The 18,288-nt window shown below is 61.4% G+C and carries 18 protein-coding genes and 1 other annotated feature; of the genes, 1 reads left to right on the forward strand and 17 read right to left on the reverse strand.

Going from position 1 to position 18,288, the window contains the following annotated elements:
• Positions 1-742: 742 nt before the first annotated feature.
• The 9 genes from lysS to NE584_RS13515 form a co-directional block, all read right to left on the reverse strand.
• Entirely contained in the window at positions 743-2,683 is a 1,941-nt protein-coding gene (gene lysS / locus NE584_RS13475) for a lysine--tRNA ligase (protein ID WP_256183031.1), read from the reverse strand.
• 36 nt (positions 2,684-2,719) lie between these two features.
• On the reverse strand, positions 2,720-3,196 hold the full coding sequence (greA, locus tag NE584_RS13480; RefSeq protein ID WP_050624127.1) for a transcription elongation factor GreA: 477 nt from the start codon (positions 3,194-3,196) through the stop codon (positions 2,720-2,722).
• A gap of 122 nt (positions 3,197-3,318) precedes the next feature.
• Complete coding sequence (locus NE584_RS19715) at positions 3,319-4,005, reverse strand: hypothetical protein (protein WP_108982065.1); 687 nt, start codon at positions 4,003-4,005, stop codon at positions 3,319-3,321.
• A 339-nt stretch (positions 4,006-4,344) separates the two neighbouring features.
• The gene (locus NE584_RS13490) at positions 4,345-4,794 is read right to left on the reverse strand and encodes a hypothetical protein (protein ID WP_256183032.1); all 450 of its coding nucleotides are present in this window, start codon (positions 4,792-4,794) and stop codon (positions 4,345-4,347) included.
• Positions 4,795-4,810: 16 nt separating this feature from the next.
• Positions 4,811-6,058, reverse strand: a complete 1,248-nt coding sequence (locus NE584_RS13495) for a murein hydrolase activator EnvC (RefSeq protein WP_050624124.1) — start codon at positions 6,056-6,058, stop codon at positions 4,811-4,813.
• Positions 6,059-6,187: 129 nt separating this feature from the next.
• A complete protein-coding gene (gene ftsX, locus NE584_RS13500) occupies positions 6,188-7,078 on the reverse strand; it encodes a permease-like cell division protein FtsX (RefSeq protein ID WP_050624123.1) in 891 nt (296 codons plus the stop codon).
• Positions 7,062-7,754, reverse strand: a complete 693-nt coding sequence (gene ftsE / locus NE584_RS13505; RefSeq protein ID WP_050624122.1) for a cell division ATP-binding protein FtsE — start codon at positions 7,752-7,754, stop codon at positions 7,062-7,064. Before ftsE ends, ftsX begins: the two co-directional genes overlap by 17 nt.
• A 295-nt stretch (positions 7,755-8,049) precedes the next feature.
• Positions 8,050-9,141 carry a CdaR family transcriptional regulator gene (locus tag NE584_RS13510; RefSeq protein WP_050624121.1) on the reverse strand — a complete coding sequence of 364 codons (1,092 nt, stop codon included), beginning with the start codon at positions 9,139-9,141 and terminating at the stop codon, positions 8,050-8,052.
• An 89-nt stretch (positions 9,142-9,230) separates the two neighbouring features.
• Positions 9,231-9,974 carry a pseudouridine synthase gene (locus NE584_RS13515; RefSeq protein WP_050624120.1) on the reverse strand — a complete coding sequence of 248 codons (744 nt, stop codon included), beginning with the start codon at positions 9,972-9,974 and terminating at the stop codon, positions 9,231-9,233.
• Positions 9,975-10,115: 141 nt separating this feature from the next.
• Here NE584_RS13515 and NE584_RS13520 point away from each other — a divergent pair, with 141 nt between their 5' ends.
• On the forward strand, positions 10,116-10,595 hold the full coding sequence (locus NE584_RS13520) for a DUF4830 domain-containing protein (protein WP_050624119.1): 480 nt from the start codon (positions 10,116-10,118) through the stop codon (positions 10,593-10,595).
• Positions 10,596-10,632: 37 nt separating this feature from the next.
• Here NE584_RS13520 and NE584_RS13525 read toward each other — a convergent pair whose 3' ends face one another.
• From NE584_RS13525 to NE584_RS13560, 8 genes are all read right to left on the reverse strand, one after another.
• Positions 10,633-11,454 carry a mechanosensitive ion channel family protein gene (locus tag NE584_RS13525; protein ID WP_108982067.1) on the reverse strand — a complete coding sequence of 274 codons (822 nt, stop codon included), beginning with the start codon at positions 11,452-11,454 and terminating at the stop codon, positions 10,633-10,635.
• A gap of 129 nt (positions 11,455-11,583) precedes the next feature.
• A complete protein-coding gene (locus NE584_RS13530; RefSeq protein ID WP_050624117.1) occupies positions 11,584-11,955 on the reverse strand; it encodes a metal-dependent transcriptional regulator in 372 nt (123 codons plus the stop codon).
• Between the two features lie 127 nt (positions 11,956-12,082).
• Positions 12,083-12,493, reverse strand: coding sequence for a hypothetical protein (locus tag NE584_RS13535; RefSeq protein WP_256183033.1), 411 nt, complete (start codon positions 12,491-12,493; stop codon positions 12,083-12,085).
• 14 nt (positions 12,494-12,507) lie between these two features.
• Positions 12,508-12,816, reverse strand: coding sequence for a DUF2089 family protein (locus tag NE584_RS13540; RefSeq protein ID WP_108982069.1), 309 nt, complete (start codon positions 12,814-12,816; stop codon positions 12,508-12,510).
• Between the two features lie 361 nt (positions 12,817-13,177).
• Positions 13,178-15,802, reverse strand: coding sequence for a valine--tRNA ligase (locus NE584_RS13545; protein ID WP_050624114.1), 2,625 nt, complete (start codon positions 15,800-15,802; stop codon positions 13,178-13,180).
• Positions 15,803-15,863: 61 nt separating this feature from the next.
• Entirely contained in the window at positions 15,864-16,367 is a 504-nt protein-coding gene (locus NE584_RS13550) for a YcxB family protein (RefSeq protein WP_256183035.1), read from the reverse strand.
• A 38-nt stretch (positions 16,368-16,405) separates the two neighbouring features.
• Positions 16,406-16,625 (reverse strand) — a binding site (T-box leader).
• 112 nt (positions 16,626-16,737) lie between these two features.
• Positions 16,738-17,586 carry a hypothetical protein gene (locus tag NE584_RS13555; protein ID WP_256183037.1) on the reverse strand — a complete coding sequence of 283 codons (849 nt, stop codon included), beginning with the start codon at positions 17,584-17,586 and terminating at the stop codon, positions 16,738-16,740.
• Positions 17,583-18,131: a sigma-70 family RNA polymerase sigma factor gene (locus NE584_RS13560; protein WP_256183038.1), complete on the reverse strand. Its 549-nt coding sequence runs from the start codon at positions 18,129-18,131 to the stop codon at positions 17,583-17,585. The genes NE584_RS13555 and NE584_RS13560 overlap by 4 nt, the downstream gene beginning before the upstream one ends.
• Positions 18,132-18,288 lie beyond the last annotated feature (157 nt).

The following is an 18,288-nucleotide window of genomic DNA, read 5'->3' on the forward strand; positions in this document are numbered from 1 at the left end:
TTTCTCTTCCTCAATTTTTCTTCATCTCCCTATTGACTTTTTATTTGCAGACTTCTTATTAGATTTGGATCGCTTGATCCACCAAAACACAGGAAGCGAAGTCCTGTGCTTTGGTGGTCGCATTTAACTCGATCTCATCCCCCAAATGCGTAAAAGGAAATCAACAGGCGTTCGGCTGCTGACCGAACTCATAGGAATCTCACCTCTGCCGGGTACTCCGCCAGCCCCATAGGGAAGTATCATTGTCCCTGAATCGTTTCATCGCCTTATCCGCAGCAAGCGGATATTTCAGAATGGTTCGGAATCGCTACCAACCTTGCTTTCCGTGATAACCCTTGTGGGCAGGAAGTTCGTGGCGCACCTTCATCCGGCTGGGGCTTTCACCCCCGATCAGGAATGTACCTGTTGAATGTCTATTCGATTTTCAAGGTTCGTGAGGTTTTGCCCTCACTAACCAACTGGGAAATTTTTTTCGATTTGTACGAAGTTTTTTTGAGATTTTTCAAAAAATTTTTTTCGACCACCTTTCAGGGATAAAAAAAGCCCCTATCACATCTCAGAGATGTAATAGGGGCAGAAATAGAAAAAGCCCGCTGACCGAAATCAGCGGGCTTAAATCATATGAAATTATCGTATGCTATCGGAACTTGTCTGCAATCGCAAAATTCCAAACGCATTTTTGGCGTAAGCTCGGAGTAAATTGGCGTAAGTTGTGGCGTAAGCACCGACAATTTTAGGTCAATCAATAGAGCTTTGCGCCTGCCGGAATGTGAGGATCGACCATCAGCAAATGCAACTTTTCTTCACCGTTTTCGTGATGCACGGCTGAGATCAACATACCGCAGGAGTCGATACCCATCATCGCTCTCGGAGGCAGATTGGTGATTGCAATGCAGGTCTTACCGACCAGTTCTTCCGGCTCATAATATTCGTGAATACCACTCAAAATGACCCTATCTACGCCGGTTCCGTCGTCCAAAACGAACTTTAAGAGCTTTTTGGACTTCTTCACAGCTTCGCATTCCTTGACCTTTACGGCACGGAAATCACTCTTGGAGAAGGTGTCAAAATCGACCTGATCCTCAAACAAAGGCTCAATCTGAACATTGGAAAAATCAATTTTTTCTTCCACAACGGGAGCCGTCTGAGTAGCCTCCGCAGGAGCCGAAACTTCCTTGGAAACCTTCTTGTCGGAGTCCAACGGCTTCATTGTGGGGAACAAAATGACCTCCCGGATGGAGTCGCTGTTGGTGAGCAGCATGACACAGCGGTCGATGCCGATGCCCAGACCGCCCGTGGGAGGCATACCGTACTCCAGGGCGGTAAGGAAGTCCTCGTCCATCATGCCGGCTTCGTCATCTCCCTTATCCCGCAGCTCCACCTGCTTCTGGAAGCGGCCCCGCTGGTCGATGGGGTCGTTGAGCTCGGAGAAGGCGTTGCCCATCTCACTGTGGCAGATGAACAGCTCGAACCGCTCGGTGAGCCGGGGGTCCTTGGGGGACCGCTTGGCCAGTGGGGACACATCTACCGGATGCATGGTGATGAAGGTGGGCTGGATCAGCTTCTCCTCCACCTTCTGATCAAAGCACTCATACAGGGCGTTGCCCCAGGTCTTGTCCGCGGTCTCGGGCAGCTCCACGCCGATGGACTTGGCGGCGGCCACCGCCTCCTCGTCACTGTTGATGGCCATGAAGTCGATGCCGCAGTACTGCTTCACCGCCTCATGCATAGGCATGCGGGGCCATCCGGGAGTCAGGTCGATCTGCTCCCCCTGCCACTCCACCTGATAGGTGCCCAGGATCTTCTGGGCGGCGGAGGAGAGCAGGTCCTCGAACAGATCCATCATGTCGTTGAAATCGGCGTAGGCCTGGTAGAGCTCCACGGTGGTGAACTCCGGATTGTGCTTCGGGTCCATGCCCTCATTGCGGAAAATGCGGCCGATCTCATACACCCGGTCCAGACCGCCCACAATGAGACGCTTCAGGGGCAGCTCGGTGGCGATGCGCATGAACATGTCGATGTCCAGGGTGTTGTGGTGGGTGATGAAGGGACGGGCAGTGGCGCCGCCGGAGATGGTGTTCAGGACGGGGGTCTCCACCTCCATATAGCCCCGGCCGTCCAGGAAGTCCCGCACATGCTTGATGAACTGGGAGCGGATGATGAAGTTGCGCTTCACCTCCGGGTTGACGATCAGGTCCACATATCGCTGGCGGTAGCGCAGCTCGGTGTTGGTCAGGCCGTGAAATTTCTCCGGCAGGGGCAGAAGGGACTTGGACAGCAGGGTCACCGCCTCCACCCGGATGGACATCTCCCCCCGCTGGGTGCGGAACACGATGCCCTTCACTCCCACGATGTCGCCGATATCCAGCTTCTTGAAGCGGTCGTACTCCTCCCCATCCATCTCGTCCCGGCGGGCATAGAGCTGGATGCGGCCCGACTTGTCCTGCAGGTCGCAGAAGGACACCTTGCCCATGCCCCGCTTGGACATGAGCCGCCCGGCCAGCGAGACTTGGCTGCCCTCCATGGCGTCAAAATCCGCCTTGATGGCGGCGCTGTCGTGGGTGACCTCATATTTGGTGATCTGGAAGGGGTCACGCCCCCCCTCCTGGAGCTCCTTCAGCTTGTCCCGGCGGATCTGGAGCAGCTGGGACAGGTTCTGCTCCTGGTTCTTCTCTTCAGCCATGTTGTCTCTCTCCTATCTCTGTGGATGGCGGGGCGCTCAGCGCTGCTCCACCTTCAGCAGCTTGTACTCGATGCGTCCGGCGGGGGCGTCCACCACCACTTGGTCTCCCTCGCTCTTGCCCAGCAGGGCCTTGCCGAAGGGGGAGTCCTCCGAGATGGCCCCGTTCATGGGGTCGGCCTCCTGAGAGCCCACGATCTTGTACACCATAGTCTCGTCGAATTCCTCGTCCAGCACGGTGACCGTGGAGCCCAGGCGGACAGAGCTGCCGTCAGAGGGCTCCTCCTCGATGACCACATAGTTGGACAGGATCTCCTCGATCTCAGCCATGCGGGAGTAAAGCTTGCCCTGCTCGTTCTTGGCCTCATCGTACTCGCTGTTCTCAGACAGGTCTCCGAAAGAGCGGGCCTCCTTGATCAGCTCGGCCACTTCCTTCTCCCGAACTGTCTTCAGATAATTCATCTCGTCCTGAAGCTCTTTCAGGCGCTGGGGGCTGAGTTTATATTCCTTTGCCATGACTCGTTGCACACCTTTCAGACCGCTCTCCGGGGCGGCCCCGGGGCGGATGATCGTTCCAGAATATGAAAATGGGTATATGGATGCAGTATGTGCTATTATAGTGTTTTCGGCTCCGTCTGTCAAGTAAATTCTAGGTCAGTGCGCTCCAGACGCCCTGTCTCCCACAGGATCTCCAGCAGGGGCAGCCACTGGCCCTCCTTCTGCCGCTCTAAGCCGGGGACCGACACCGCCAGCCCCGCCAGATCCGCTTCCGGCCCAAACAGGGAGAGGACCGCCTGCCCCGCCTCCTCCGCCCGGGGATCGAAGCGGATGGCCGCCTGGACGCCGGCCCAGTCCGGCCGCAGGGCCACACCGTACTGTCGGTGGAGGTAGCGTTCCAGCTCCCCGCCGCCCGTCTGTACGGAGAGGCACAAATCCCGCACCCTGGGGCACAGCTCCTCCGCCGCCCGGACCAGATCCCGCTCCGCCCGGCTCCCCCGCAGGGCCACCGCCGCCCGCAGCGGGTCCTCCCCTTGGCGGCGCAGCAGCGCCAGAGCCATAGGGGCGGCGCAGGACCGGAGCAGGGGCAGGGGGTCCACAGGGCGCAGGCCGGCCCGGCTCAGCTCCTCCCAGAAGGGGAAATCCTCCGGCACCAGCACCCGTGCCGCCCCCTGCCGGACCAGCCGCCGGGCCGCCCGTCCCGCCCGTCTGCGGGCCCAGAACCCCTCCGGGTCCAGCGCCACTCGGAGCACCGGCACCCCATGGAGCGGGGCCCGGACCACCTTAGTCCCCTTCCCGTCCCTCTGGTACACCACCTGTCCCAGCACGCCCCTCACCTCCCCCACAGCATATGCCGCCGCCGTCCCCGCCTATGCCTCCGGGCACTGAGAAAGGCGGCGGGTCTGCCCCCGCCGCCTGAGATTGTCGAAAAAGTGGCAAAGCCACTTTTTCGAGAAAGATGCAGTCTGCCGCGCGCAGGGTTTGACCGCCTGCGGCGGACAACCCTCACATTTGCAGCCTGAGCAGTGTTTTCCCCGACGCACAGGTCGCCGGGGAAAACGGATCCAAACTGGGTTCGCGCCTGCGGGCACGAACTCTGCGAGGCTTTTTCCACAAGCTGAGGCGGCGGGCCTGTGCCCGCCGCCTGAAGTCTCTGTCTGTGTCCCCTATTTTTCCCAGGGGACGTCATTTTTCTTGGTCTGGGGCGTCCTGTACTCCAGCAGGCGGCGGGCGGCCTCCCGCTCCTCCTCGCAGTGATTGCTCCAGGTCTCCCCGTCCGCGATCTTCCGCAGGCGCTTCTCGCTGTACGAGGCATAGTCTTTCATGGCTATCTGGACCCGTTCCTCCCGCTGCTGTTCCAGCCGCTCCTCATGTCTCCGGGCTCTCTCTGCCTTCTCCCGCTCCTCCTCCTGGCGGCGGGCCACCCATTCCTCCTCCGCGCAGAAGCGCAGGGCCCGGCAGCGGTCGCAGGAAAACAGTTCCACCGGGATGGCTCCCTCTGCCCAAGCGTTGGCATCCCGTCCAAACAGCAAACCGTCGCTTACAGCTCCGGTTCGGAGGTATTCCATCCCCAGGCTTTGAAAGATCCCGCCGCAGGGACACCGCATCTCTTCCATGCCGCGCTCCCCTCTCTCAGCTCACAGTGTAGCTCACGCTCTTGCCACTGGCCCGCAGTGTAAAGGTGGAACCTCTAAAATAGTTCAGGGGGTCCTGACGCTGTCCGTTCAGGCGTACCTCAAAGTGGAGGTGGTTTCCGGTGGAGGAACCGGTGGTCCCCACCAGGCCGATGGTCTGTCCCTGGGTCACCTTATCTCCCTCACTGACCAGCCGCTTGCTCATATGGGCGTAGAGGGTGCTCTCTCCGTTGGCATGGCTGATGACCACATAGTTGCCGTAGGAGCTGTTGTAGGTGGAAGTAAGGACTACGCCGCTCTTGGCGGCCCAGATGTCCGTTCCGCCGGCGGCGGCGATATCCACTCCAGTGTGGTTGTTGGGCCGCCCGGTGACCGGGTGCGTACGGCTGCCAAACAGGGAGGTAATGGTGGTGGCATAGCTGGGCCACTTGAAGCCCTTTTCACTGACGATGGTCACGCCCTGGGCAGCCAGCTGGGCCTGGAGCTCCCGCTCTTTCCGGGCGATCTCGTTGTCCATGGCCTTGGCCGCCGCCTGGAGCTTGGCCTCCATGGCCTCCAACTCGTCCTCCTGGCTGCTGATCTGACTGATGAGGGCGTCTACCTCCGCCTGCTGGCTCTTCAGCCTGGCTTTGGCGTCCGCCTGCTTCTGCCGGGCTTCCTCCTGGGCGGTGCGGGCCTCCTCCAGCTCCGCCTTCTCCTGCTCGATCTGGGCCTGGGTGGCCAGCAGCTCGTCCATGATGGCGTTGTCATAGGCCATGATTTCCTCCACCATCATGAAGCGGTCCAGCATGTCGGAGAAATCCTCCGCGTTGAAGAGGATGGCCCAATAGGAGACCTCCCCCTCCTCCTCCATATAGCGCACCCGCTCACAGAAGAGCTGATACTGCTCCGCCTCCTGCTGCTCCAGCTGAGCCAGTTCGTCCTCCTTCTGGGAGATCAGCTCGTCATATTTGGCGATCTGTGCGTCGATGTTGTTGATCTCCGACTGGATCACGTTGATCTGCTGCTCCAGCAGGCTCTTCTGTTCCAATGCCTCGTCCTTGTCGGCGGCGATGGCGTTTAACTGGGCCTGGATCTCCTTTTGCTGCTGCTCCAGCTCGCCGGCGCTCTCCTTCAGTGCATCGATCTCCGCCTGAGTCACGGCGGAGGCCGGCATGGACACCGCCCCTGGCAGAGCCAGCAGAAAGGAGGCGGAAAAGAGGACCACCAGCGCCAGGCTGATGGCGGGGATAGCGCGTCTTTTCATGGGCCGCCTCCCCTCAGTGGACGAAAATATTGGCTACGATGGGCAGCAGCATCAGCAGGGCCATGATCCCTGCCAGCACCGCCATCACGATCCTCTGTGTCTTTTTTCTCATACCTGCTTCTCCTTATCTCATACCTGAAGGAACTTCCGGATGGCCACCACCGAGCCGCCCACACCGATCACCAGTCCCACGCCGCAGAAGACCAGCACGATGTTCCCCGCCATGGAGGCGTAGGACAGAACGGTGATCAGGCTCAGGCCGTTGGTCTGGAGGATCAGCCGGGAGACCGCCTCATACAGCCCCCATTGGATGAAGAAAGCCACCAGGGCGCCTGTAAGGCCCAGGATCATGCCCTCCACCACAAAGGGCCAGCGGATGAAGCCGTTGGTCGCACCGCACATCTTCATGATGGCGATCTCCTCCCTGCGATAGAAGGTGGCCAGCTTGATGGTGTTGGCGATGATGAACAGGGAGACCACCACCAGCATGGCCACCAGCACAGCCGCCACGCCTGTGGCAATGTTGCGCACCATGACGAAGCCCTGGGCGATCTCAATGGCCGCCTGGGTATGGGCCACTCCCCGGACAGCCTCCACCTGAGACACGGTGGCCGCCATCTGCTCGATATCCTTGACATGGATCTCGAACCGATCCCGGAGCACCTCGGGGGGCAGGCTGTCCATCAAATCGTTCTGCTCCCGCCCTGCCTTAAAATCCTCCAATGCCTCCGCCCTTGTGACAAAGGTGACCTGGGACACATTGGGGACAGCCTCGATTTTCGGCTGAAGGGCCCGGGCCTGCTCCTCCGAGTAGCTGTCGTCAATGTAGGCCAGGAACAGATTCTCGTCCTCCAGGTCCCCCAGCATGTGGTCCAGGTTGACCGCCAGCAGGGTGAAGGAACCCATGATCAGCAGGCAGGCCACGATCATGCACACAGCGGCAAAGGACATGAAGCCGTGGGTGAAGATAGAGTGGAAGCCCTCGCTGAGATAGTATTTTCCGTTAAATCGTCTCGCCATTGTTGTAATACCCGCCTGTCTCGTCGCTGATGATCCGTCCGTTCTCGATGGCGACGACTCGTTTGGAGAACCGGTTGACCAGGGATTTCTCGTGGGTGACCACCAGCAGAGTGGTACCCAGCTCGTTGATGCGCTCCAGCAGCATCATGATCTCCAGGGATCGCTGGGGGTCCAGGTTCCCCGTGGGCTCGTCGGCGATGATCATGCTGGGATTGTTGACCAGAGCCCGGGCGATGGCCACCCGCTGCTGCTCGCCGCCGGACAGCTCCCCCGGATACTGGTCCGCCTTCTTCTCCAGCCCCACCAGCTCCAGCACATAGGGGATGCGCCGGCGCAGCTCCCGGGTGGAGGTGCCGATGGCCCGCATGGCAAAGGACAGGTTCTCATACACCGTCTTTTTCTCAATGAGCCGGAAGTCCTGGAAAATGATGCCCAGCGTCCGCCGCATGTAGGGCACCTGTCCTGGACGGATGTTGTTCATGTTGTAGCCGTTCACCATCAGCCGCCCCTCTGTGGTGGCGATCTCCCCGGTGATCAGCTTGATGATGGTGGACTTCCCGGAGCCGGATGGCCCCACCAGAAAGACGAACTCCCCGTCGTCGATCCGCATGGAGACCCCTTTCAGCGCCTTGGTCCCGTTGTCGTATTCTTTATATACATCGATGAACCGTATCATGTGTCCCTCCGCCAGACGGCCGCCACTCCCCCAAGTCGTGCCTTTGGCACGCTCTCTCCCAGGGGCGGGCGGCTGATGCGCTTTTCTCAAAGTGTATCACAGTTTGTGTGTTATGTAAATGGATTTTTGCGGCCATTTTGTCGCTTCCGCTCCTATATTGTAGCGGCGCCGCCCCGGAACGGCAACCCCTCCCAGAAAAAAATTTTGGCATTTTTGCCCTCCAAATTTTTCCTCCTCTCACAAAAAATCAACGCCCCCGTGCCGGACCCGGCGCGGGGGCGTGCTGTTCTTCGGTTCAGGATTCGATTCCCCGGGAAATGAGGTACTTCTTGACCATCAGCGCCACCTTGAAGGTGATGGCATCATCGAACTCCCGCAGGTCCAGGCCGGTGAGCTTCTTGATCTTCTCCAGCCGGTACACCAGGGTGTTGCGGTGGACGAACAGCTTCCGGGCAGTCTCGGACACGTTCAGGTTGTTTTCAAAGAACTTGTTGATGGTGAGCAGAGTCTCCTGGTCCAAAGCATCGATGGGGTTCTTCTTAAAGACCTCCTGGAGGAACATCTGGCACAGGATGGTAGGCAGCTGATAGATCAGCCGGCCGATGCCCAGGTTCTCATAGTTGATGACCGTCTTCTCGGTGTCGAACACCTTGCCCACATCGATGGCTACGCCGGCCTCTTTATAGGCCCGGGCCAGGTCCCGGATGTGGTTGACCACAGTGCCGATTCCAATGACCACCTTGATGCCCAGTTCCTGGTTCACCGCGGTGGAGATCTGCTTGGCGATCTTCTGGAGCTCCTTGGCATCCGCCCCCTCGGGCAGCTGCTTGATCAGGGCCACGTCTGTCTCATTGATGGAGATGACAAAGTCTGTCTGCTTGTCCGGGAACAGGTTCTGGATCACATCGATGGTGCTCACATCCGCCTGCCCCAGCTGGCGCACCAGGAAAGCTGCCCGGGGCACCTCAGAGACAAAGTGCAGCTCCTTAGCCTGGGTATAGATGTCCCCCAGCAGGATATTGTCCGAGATGATGTTTTTCACAAAGGTGGCTTTGTCGTGCTTCTCCTCATAAGAGGTCTTGGCTCCGTTGAAGGCCACCACCGCCATGGCGCACAGGGCCGCGCTCTCCGGGTCCTCCCCCTGGACAAAAGCGGCGTAATCGAACTGAGCGCCCCAGCCGGCCAGCGGCTTGAAGGTCTTCCCCTCATACCGGGTGATCCCGTTGTCGGCGGCATTGATGGCCGCCACCGCGCCGGACCAATGCTCACCGATACTGGTGAGCTCACTGCATGCCACGACGATGCCGTCCGCGTCAATGACACCCACCACCCGGTCGATGCCGTCCTTCATCTGGAGTACGACTCCCTGGAACATCCTGCTGGACACATTGATCCCTCCCATGTGTTACTTGTACACTACGCCTATTATAACGGTTCCCCCCCGGTTTTGGCAAGAGGTTTTGCATAATTTTTTGTTCAAAACGCCGAAAAACCTGGATCTCCCGCTGTTCCCCGCCGCAGCAGCGCCTTCTCCTCCCCTGTCAGCGGCCGCCACTCCCCCGGCGCCAGCGCCGGGTCCAGGGCGATGGGCCCCATGGACAGGCGCTTCAGATAGACCACCGGCTTCCCCCGGGCGGCCAGCATCCGCTTCACCTGGTGATATTTCCCCTCCCGCAGGGTGACATGACACTGGGAGCCGTCCCCCAGCGGCTCCAGCTCCGCAGGCAGACAGTGCAGCCCGTCCCCCAGCACCATCCCCGCCGCCAGGGCCTCAGCGTCCGTCCGGTCCAGCCGCCCCTCCACCTTGGCGTAGTACACCTTGTCCACGTGGTTTTTGGGGGAGAGCAGGGCGTGGCCGAGGGGACCGTCATCAGTGAGGAGCAGGAGTCCCTCGGTATCCTTGTCCAGCCGCCCCACCGGGAAGAGCCCCCGGCGGCGCAGGTGCTCCGGCAGCAGGTCCAGCACTGTCTTCTGCCGCCGGTCCTCTGTGGCGGACAGGAGGCCCGCCGGCTTGTGGAGCATCAGATAGACGAAAGGGGCGCAGTCCACCCGCTCTCCGTCCACAGTGAGGCCGGCCGCTCCGGGCTCACACTTCTCCTCCGGCCGCCGGGCAGGGACGCCGTCCACCCACACCCGCCCCTGGCGGATCAGTTCCTTCACCTCCCGGCGGGACCACCGCCCCGTGGAGGAGAGCAGCTTGTCCAGACGCTCCTGTGCCATACTTGTCCTCCTGTTCCTCCGCCCCCTCCTGCCTGCCGGCCGTCTCCGCGCTCCTGTCCGGACTTTATGAGGGCAGGCATAAATTTGTCCCGCCCCTCATAGACATGAGTAGAAACCAAGGCGTTGGAAGGAGAATGCGCTGTGATAATCCTGACTGCAAAACTGCCCCGCCACCGAAAGCTGACCATCGGGGTGGCCGTGGCCGCCCTGGCCTGCTGCGCCGCCCTGGTGCTGACCCTGGGCGGCGGCCCCGCCCGGGAGGCGTCCGCCTCTGCCGTCCCCAGCCCAAAGGGGGTCAAGAGCAACGAGGACCGGGTGGCCTACCTCCAGTCCTACGGCTGGGAGGTCAGTGCCGAGCCCCTGGCCACCGAGGAGCTGCTCATCCCCAAGGAGATGGATGCGAGCTATGACGACTATCTGGCCCTGCAAAGCGGGCAGGGCTTCGACCTGTCCAAATATGCCGGCAAGCGGGTGAAGCGCTACACCTACGAGATCACCAACTACCCCACCGGTGAGACCGGCATCCTGGCCAATCTGCTGATCTACAAAAACACGGTGATCGGGGGCGAGGTCCTCTCTCCCCAGCTGGACGGCTTTCTCCACGGGCTGGCCATGCCCTGAAGGCCCCGTGGACGGGGCGCCCGGCTGGTCTGAGGGCTCACTTCTCCAGCAGGTGGACGTTTAGATGATCGTAGGTCATCTGGATCCCGTGGCGCTGGAAGGCGGGGCGCACCCCCTCCATAACGCCGTAATACACGTCCCAGTAGTCCCCCGCAGCGGTCCACACCCGCACCACATATTCGATGCTGCTGGCACCGTACTTGGAGATCCAGATGGAAGGGGCCGGGTCCTCCAGGATCTGCGGGAACTGGGCCAGCACCTCCCCCAGCGCCTGCTTCACCGTCTCAGTCGGCGCATCGTAGGAGGCGGAGAAGGTCAGCTCCACCCGCCGCTTGCCCAGCTTGGTATAGTTGATGATCTTGGCCGCCGCCACCTGGCTGTTGGGGATAAAGATCTCCTTGTTGTCCACGGTGGCCAGGGTGCTGTACGCCAGGCCGATGGAGATGACCGTGCCCCCCACCCCGTCCGCCTCCACATAGTCCCCCACCTCGAAGGGCTTGGACACCAGGATCATGATGCCCCCCGCCAGGTTGGAGAGGGTGTTCTGGAGCGCCAGGGAGATAGCCAGGCCAGCCACGCTGAGCAGGGCGATCATGGAGGCCACCGGGATGCCAAGGGAGTCCGCCACCACCAGGACCAGGAGGAACCACAGGGCGATCCGCACCACAGAGCGGATATAGCCCCCCACTGACCCCAGGTTCTGAGATCTGGACAGCATCCGGTCCACGATCCGCAGAAGGACCCGGATCACCACGACCCCCGCCAGAATGAGCAGGGCAGTGCGGAACAGGGCGCTCAGGTCCAGGGCATTCAGCTTCAGCCCTTCCAGCACGCCGGAGACCAGTTCTTCGGTAGACATGGCAGTTTTCCCCCAGTTCGACAGGATCTGTATTTTGGATTTTATTATAACAAGCTTTTTCCCCTCAGGCAAGGAGAAACGCGGCAGGCCGGGACTCGGTCCGCCGCGTCATTTTTTCTGTTCGGAGCGTCAGCTCTCCCCGCCCCCCGCGTGCCGTTTCAGGCAGGCGAAGGTCTCCGGGCTGATGTCGTGCTCGATGCGGCAGGCGTCCTCTGCCGCCACCTCCGGCGTCACGCCCAGCTGGATCAGCCACTTGGTCAGGAAGCGGTGGCGCTCGTACACCGACTCTGCCGCCGTCTTTCCCGCCTCGGTAAGCAGGATGCGGCCGTCCCGTTCCATGGTGATATACCCGCTGGAGCGCAGGATGGACATAGCCCGACTCACAGATGGCTTGGAGTAGCCCAGGTGCTGGGCCACATCGATGGACCGGACGTTGCCCTTCTGCTCATGGAGCACCAGGATGGCCTCCAGATAATCTTCTCCTGATTCATGCAGCGGCATAGGGACTCTCCTCTCATGTCCGCCTGCGGCGGATCTGCTTTTTATTGAGTTATATTATCATGTTTTGGAACGGATTTCAACCGCGATCCCCGCAAAAGGGGCGTCCCTCCCCGGGACGCCCCACCTTTTACTCCAGATCCTGGATATTCATTTTCTTCAGGTCTTCCTTCCACTCCCGGCGGTTCTTGTAGTAGAGCCAGATCCCGCCCAGCACCAGAGTGGGGACGTTGAATACCAGGAACACACCGCCCACCATGGCCAGATCCGCAGGCTGGAGCTGGTGATGCTCCTCCTCCCGGTGGTACTCCTCCACGATATTCCCGTGCCCGTCCGTGACCTGCACGGCCCCTCCGCCGGTGACAGTGGAGAAGCCGACCACCGACAGGCAGATCATCAGGCTCATCGCCAGGGTGATGGCGGGCAGGATCAGCCCCAGCCACTTTCCCTTCCTGCACAGCCAGACCTGAAGGGCCACCACCAGGGCCAGGGGCAGCAGCATAGAGAGCAGAACAACAGGGAGCACAAACAATATTGTCATTATGGAACCGCTCATCACGTCATCTCATCCTTTCTTGTTTCCTTCTTATAGGCGGCGATCAGCAGCTTGGCCGTGTCAAAGTCCAGCCGCTCATTTACCGCCAGACGCTTGATTAGGGCAATGTAGGGGTCGGCCGCCCTGTCCTCCCCCAGCTTGATCTTCTGGATCAGCCGGTCCAGCCGCAGTCTCACCGTGGGATAGGTGACGCCGTACTGTCCCGCCACCTCTTTGAGGGAGCCGGAGGACAGCACAAATTTTTTGATGAACACCAGGTCCTCCTCCTCCAGACCGGCCATCCACTCGGGCACCAGTTCCACTGCCATCCTTTTACCCCCTTTCACAATATTTATTATATACTTTAATTTTATTAAAGTCAATCCTAAATTTTTATTTTAATAAAATTCTTTTTTACTTCTTTCTGATGAAAGGGATACCGAAAAGCCCCAGCCAGCCGCACAGGGGGGTACACTGTATGCCCGCCATACCGGGCGGGGCATGACCGGCTCCGGGCATCCGGCCTTATGGGGCTAGGAACGGGGAAGCGGCCGCCGGAAAGATCCCCCGAAGCAGCTTTTCCTTTTTTCCACCTCAAAAAGACGCGGAAAGCCGGACCGCGGTCTCCCGCGGTCCGGCTCGTCAGATCGTTTTCTCTTATCCTCCGGCGTTCACAGCTCCTGTGCCGAATCACATGGTCTTGAGCTGCTCCTCCAGCTTGGCCACCAGCTCGGTGAGCTTCACGGCCCGCTCCTGCTCCGCCTTGACCACATGCTCGGGGGCCTTATTGACAAAGCCCGGATTGGCCAGCTTGGTGTTCAGCTTCTGGAGCTCGTCGCTGTTCTTTTTCAGCTCCTTCTCCATGCGGGCCTTCTCCTTCTCCAGGTCCACCAGCTCCGCCAGAGGCATGGAGATCTGGGCCGCATGGGTGACCACGGTGACGGAGCCCGCCTCCGGGGCGGTGCCCGGCTGGGCGAAGGTCACCTCGCTGGCATAGGCCAGCTTCTTCAGGAAGGGCACGCCCAGGACAAAGATGTCCCGCTCCCCGGTGGCCACTGTCAGGTGGGCCTTCTTGCTGGGGGGCACGTTCATCTCAGACCGGCGGGTGCGCACCCCACGGATGGCATCCATGATCAGCTCCATGGCCTTCTCCTCCTCCGGGAAGTCCAGAGCGGCGTCTGCCACCGGCCAGTCGGACAGCATGAGGAAGTCCCCCTCGTGGGGCAGGGCCTGCCAGATCTCCTCGGTGATGAAGGGCATGAAGGGATGGAGCAGCTTGAGCATCTGGGTGAGCACATGGCACAGCACCTGCTGGGCCCTCACCTTGCTGTCCTCGTCCTCCCCCTGGAGACGGGTCTTGGTCAGCTCGATATACCAGTCGCAGTAGTCGTCCCAGATGAAGTCATAGATCTTCTGGGCCGCCACGCCCAGCTCATACCGGTCCATGTTCTCGGTGATCTCACGGATGGCAGTGTTCAGCTTGGACAAGATCCACTTGTCCTCCAGCTCCAGCTTCCCGGGCAGCTGGCATGCGTCGATGGTCAGGTTCATCATCAGGAAGCGGCTGGCGTTCCAGATCTTGTTGGCGAAGTTGCGCATAGCCTCACACCGCTCGGTGTAGAAGCGCATGTCGTTGCCGGGGCTGTTGCCGGTGACCAGGTTGAAGCGCAGGGCGTCGGCGCCGTACTTGTCGGCGATCTCCAGGGGGTCGATGCCGTTGCCCAGGCTCTTGGACATCTTCCTTCCCTTGTCGTCCCGCACCAGGCCGTGGATGAACACGGTGTGGAAGGGGGGCTTCTTGGTCTGCTCGCAGGCGGAGAAGATCATCCGGGCCACCCAGAAGAAGATGATGTCGTAGCCGGTGACCAGCACGTCGGTGGGGTAGAAGTAGTCCAGGTCCTCCGTCTTTTCCGGCCAGCCCAGGGTGGAGAAAGGCCACAGTGCGGAGGAGAACCAGGTGTCCAGCACGTCCGGGTCCCGGTGGATCTTCCTGCTGCCGCACTTCTCACAGCAGTCCGGGTCATCACGGGTGACCGTCATGTGTCCGCAGTCATCGCAGTACCAGACGGGGATCTGGTGGCCCCACCACAGCTGCCGGGAGATGCACCAGTCGTGGACGTTCTCCATCCAGTTCAGATAGGTCTTGGCAAATCGGTCGGGGACGAAGCGGGTCTCCCCGTCCTCCACCACTTTGATGGCCGCCTCGGCCAGGGGCTTCATCTTCACGAACCACTGGGCGGAGATGATGGGCTCCACGTCGTTGTGGCAGCGGTAGCAGGTGCCCACGTTGTGGGAGTAGTCCTCGATCTTCTCCATGAGCCCCAGGGCCTCCAGGTCGGCCACCACAGCCTTCCGTGCCTCATAGCGGTCCATGCCCTCGTACTTGCCGCCGTTGGCGTTGACCTTGCCGTTGTCATCCAGCACCCGGATGGTGTCCAGGTTGTGGCGCAGGCCCACCTCGAAGTCGTTGGGGTCGTGGGCGGGGGTCATCTTCACGCAGCCGGTGCCGAAGTCCATCTCCACGTACTCATCGGCCACGATGGGGATCTCCCGGTCCATCAGGGGCAGGATGCAGGTCTTGCCCACCAGGTGCTTGTACCGCTCGTCGTTGGGGTTGACCGCCACGCCGGTGTCGCCCATCATGGTCTCCGGCCGGGTGGTGGCCACCACCAGATAGCCGGAACCGTCAGTCAGAGGGTAGCGCATATGCCACAGGTGGCCGGGCTTGTCCTGATACTCCACCTCCGCGTCAGACAGGGCCGTGACACAGTGGGGGCACCAGTTGATGATGCGGCTGCCCTTGTAGATGAGGCCCTTCTCATACAGCTCGCAGAAGGTCTCCCGCACCGCCTTGGAGCAGCCCTCGTCCATGGTGAACCGGGCCCGGTCCCAGTCACAGGAGGCGCCCAGCTTCTTCTGCTGCTGGACGATGCGGCCGCCGTACTGGCGTTTCCAATCCCACACCCGCTCCAGGAACTTCTCCCGGCCCAGGTCATAGCGGGTCAGCCCCTCCTTGGTGCGCAGCTCCTCCTCCACCTTGATCTGGGTGGCGATGCCCGCGTGGTCGGTGCCGGGGACCCACAGGGCGGCGTAGCCCTGCATCCGCTTAAAGCGGATGAGGATGTCCTGGAGGGTGGAGTCCATGGCGTGGCCCATATGCAGCTGCCCTGTCACGTTGGGGGGCGGCATGACGATGGTAAAGGGCTTCTTCTTAGGGTCCCGGTGGCCCCGGAAGCAGCCGTTCTTCTCCCAGGTCTCATAGATCCGGGACTCCACTTCCTGGGGCTCATAGACCTTTGGCAGTTCTTTTCTCATGTCGTTCACGTCCTATTTCCAATGTATTTTCATTCCGATTGGAGCCCTCCGGCCCCGGGTCTCACAGCTTTTTCATGGTCTGTCCGGTCTTCCGCTCCAGGAAAGCCCGGAACTGGTCCGCGGTCCCGGTGTGAAAGCCCTGCTTGTCGAACAGGTTGCCCTGCTGGCGGCTGAGCATGAGGAAGAAGTAGCGCCCGTCCTCACACAGGGCCTGGACGGAAGAGTAGTCAAAGGACTGCTCCCCCCGCTGGTTGGCGATGACATACCCTTCATCGGTGAACCGGGCGGTGTGCCGGGCGATGCCCTTCATCACGAACCGCCCCACCAGCCAGGCCCGGATCTCGTTGAGGAACAGGGCCCAGACCAGCATCAGCGCCCCCAGCAGCCCATACAGGAGACCCGCCCCTCCTCCGGAGGTCCAGGCCCCCCGCAGCAGGATCAGGCCGCAGAGCACCCCCATGGCCCGGAGCAGCAGGCTCCTCCAGCGCCTGTCCAGGCGGATGGCCGCCCGGTTCAGGGCTCGCAGGGCGCGCCAGTCATAGTCTGTCTCATTTACAAATTCCATTGCGCTCCCTCCATAAAAAACGCCCTGAGCCGGTCATGGCTCAGGGCGAACCTGTCATCGTCCGCGGTACCACCTGAATTCCCCTCGCGGGGCGCTCCTATCCTCTGTAACGGGAGGACCCGCCGCTGTCTACCGCCCCGCTGGGGCCTCGAAAACGGAGCTCCGGGGCCACTTCGCCGCTTCCCCATATGGCCTTGCACCGTCCGGCCACTCTCTGCCATGGGAACTGCGGTTACTCCTCCCCCTCAGCGCCTGTGATACAGGTGGTATTATATCCAGTTTCTCCGGTCCTGTCAAGGGACGCCGGGCCGGGAGGACCGGTAAAATTTCCTGCGCGGCCGCCCGCCCCGGAGGCTGCGCCCCAGGCAACTTACAGCATGAAGCCGTTCAGCAGCTCCTCCAGCGCCTCCCGTGCCCGCTGAGGCTCCGCCCGGTCATAGGCGTCCACACGGTACCACACCCCGCCCAGCGCGAAGTCGGCGCGGAACATCCGGGCGCCCCATTTGTCGTAATAGGGGTCTTCAGGGCCCTGCTCCACCGTGGTCATCACTGCGGACAGGCCGTTGGGGGCGGTGTGCTCCTCCGTGGTGTACTGGGTATCCGAAGGGAGCAGATGGCTCTGGCTGACCGGATGATCCGGCAGCTCCATCCGCTGGGTGTACGCCGTCACCCACACCTCCAGCCGGACGCCGGAATCCAGATACTCCGCCGTCCACTCCAGGGCGGTGGGGCCTTCGCTGTCGCTGCTCAGGGCCGCCCGAAAACCGGACTGGAGCTGTTCTTGCAGATAGGTGTTTTCCGGCAGCTCCAGGCCAAAGTATGCCTCCGCCTCCTCCCAGCTTGTCAGGTCCAGCCTCACCGTGGAGGCGGGGTGCTCCGCCGCCATGTCCAGCGCCTCCTGGGGCAGATCCTCCAGCGCCAGGAAGTCTATCCCTCCCTCCAGGGTATAGCCGTCGTAGTGCGCCTCCCCCAACGCCTCGCCGTCATCTGAGAGCTCAGCCGGGAGCAGCAGGTCCTCAAAAAATTTCAGGGACTGGAACCCTCCGATCTGGTTGGCCGCCCACGCCGACCCCAGCAGGGCCGCACACAGGCAGGCGGCGATCAGGCCGGTCCGCAGGGGCCGGCGGGCGCTGTGCCGCCGGGCCGGACCGGCGGCCTGTTCTACCAAGGCCGGGTCCACAAGGCCCACAGCCTCCATCATGCGTTCTCCTCGGTTCACAACATTCCCTCCTGTTCCAAATAAGCTTTCAGCTTCTTCCGCGTCCGAAACAGGACGCTCTTGGTCCTGGACAGCGACCAGCCCAGGTGCCCGGCGGTCTCCTCCACGGTGTCTGCGTACCAGTACCGCCGCAGGAAGGCGGTACGCGGCCCCTCCCCCAGCTCTCCCAGGAAGGCGGAGATGGCCCGCCCCAGCTCCGCCGCCTCGGCCTGCTCCTCGGGCCCCTCCCGGCTGGGGAGGCACTCAGCCAGCTCCAGAGCGGCCAGAGAGACCGTGTCCCCCTGCCGTCCCCGCCGCCGGCGGAGGAGCAGGGCCCGGTTGCGCACCACCGCCCCCAGATAGCCCCGGAAGTGCTGGGGCCGGGCGGGCGGGATGGCGTTCCACAGCTGGAGCCAGCAGTCCCCCAGACACTCCTCCACGTCCCGCTCTTCCCCCAGGATGCGGCCGGCGATGGAGCGGCACCAGCCCCCGTACTTGTCCTGGAGCCCGGTCAGGGCCTCCTCACGCCGCTGCCAGAACAGCTCTACCAATTCCTGATCCGTCATGGCCTCACCTCTTTTCCATTGTCTCTTCACTTATATAGAGCATGTCCCGCCCCGACAGGTCGCGCCGCCAGGGAGAAAAATTTTTCCGCCTATAGAAAAAAACGCCGGCCTTCCGGCCGGAAGCGTTCTTCTGATCACGGTGCTCTTTGCTCACAAA

It is taken from the genome of Clostridium sp. DFI.5.61, assembly GCF_024462915.1.
In the GTDB taxonomy this organism is placed as follows: domain Bacteria; phylum Bacillota; class Clostridia; order Oscillospirales; family Oscillospiraceae; genus Lawsonibacter; species Lawsonibacter asaccharolyticus.

Bases quoted from the DNA above. Each gene is read 5' to 3' on its own strand.
- NE584_RS13515 (WP_050624120.1), bottom strand. From the start codon at position 9,974: ATGGCACAGGAGCGTCTGGACAAGCTGCTCTCCTCCACGGGGCGGTGG.
- ftsX (WP_050624123.1), bottom strand. From the start codon at position 7,078: ATGGCGAGACGATTTAACGGAAAATACTATCTCAGCGAGGGCTTCCAC.
- NE584_RS13525 (WP_108982067.1), bottom strand. From the start codon at position 11,454: ATGTCTACCGAAGAACTGGTCTCCGGCGTGCTGGAAGGGCTGAAGCTG.
- NE584_RS13535 (WP_256183033.1), bottom strand. From the start codon at position 12,493: ATGACAATATTGTTTGTGCTCCCTGTTGTTCTGCTCTCTATGCTGCTG.
- NE584_RS13530 (WP_050624117.1), bottom strand. From the start codon at position 11,955: ATGCCGCTGCATGAATCAGGAGAAGATTATCTGGAGGCCATCCTGGTG.
- lysS (WP_256183031.1), bottom strand. From the start codon at position 2,683: ATGGCTGAAGAGAAGAACCAGGAGCAGAACCTGTCCCAGCTGCTCCAG.
- ftsE (WP_050624122.1), bottom strand. From the start codon at position 7,754: ATGATACGGTTCATCGATGTATATAAAGAATACGACAACGGGACCAAG.
- NE584_RS13550 (WP_256183035.1), bottom strand. From the start codon at position 16,367: ATGGAATTTGTAAATGAGACAGACTATGACTGGCGCGCCCTGCGAGCC.
- NE584_RS13490 (WP_256183032.1), bottom strand. From the start codon at position 4,794: ATGGAAGAGATGCGGTGTCCCTGCGGCGGGATCTTTCAAAGCCTGGGG.
- greA (WP_050624127.1), bottom strand. From the start codon at position 3,196: ATGGCAAAGGAATATAAACTCAGCCCCCAGCGCCTGAAAGAGCTTCAG.
- NE584_RS13545 (WP_050624114.1), bottom strand. From the start codon at position 15,802: ATGAGAAAAGAACTGCCAAAGGTCTATGAGCCCCAGGAAGTGGAGTCC.
- NE584_RS13540 (WP_108982069.1), bottom strand. From the start codon at position 12,816: ATGGCAGTGGAACTGGTGCCCGAGTGGATGGCCGGTCTGGAGGAGGAG.
- NE584_RS13560 (WP_256183038.1), bottom strand. From the start codon at position 18,131: ATGACGGATCAGGAATTGGTAGAGCTGTTCTGGCAGCGGCGTGAGGAG.
- NE584_RS13495 (WP_050624124.1), bottom strand. From the start codon at position 6,058: ATGAAAAGACGCGCTATCCCCGCCATCAGCCTGGCGCTGGTGGTCCTC.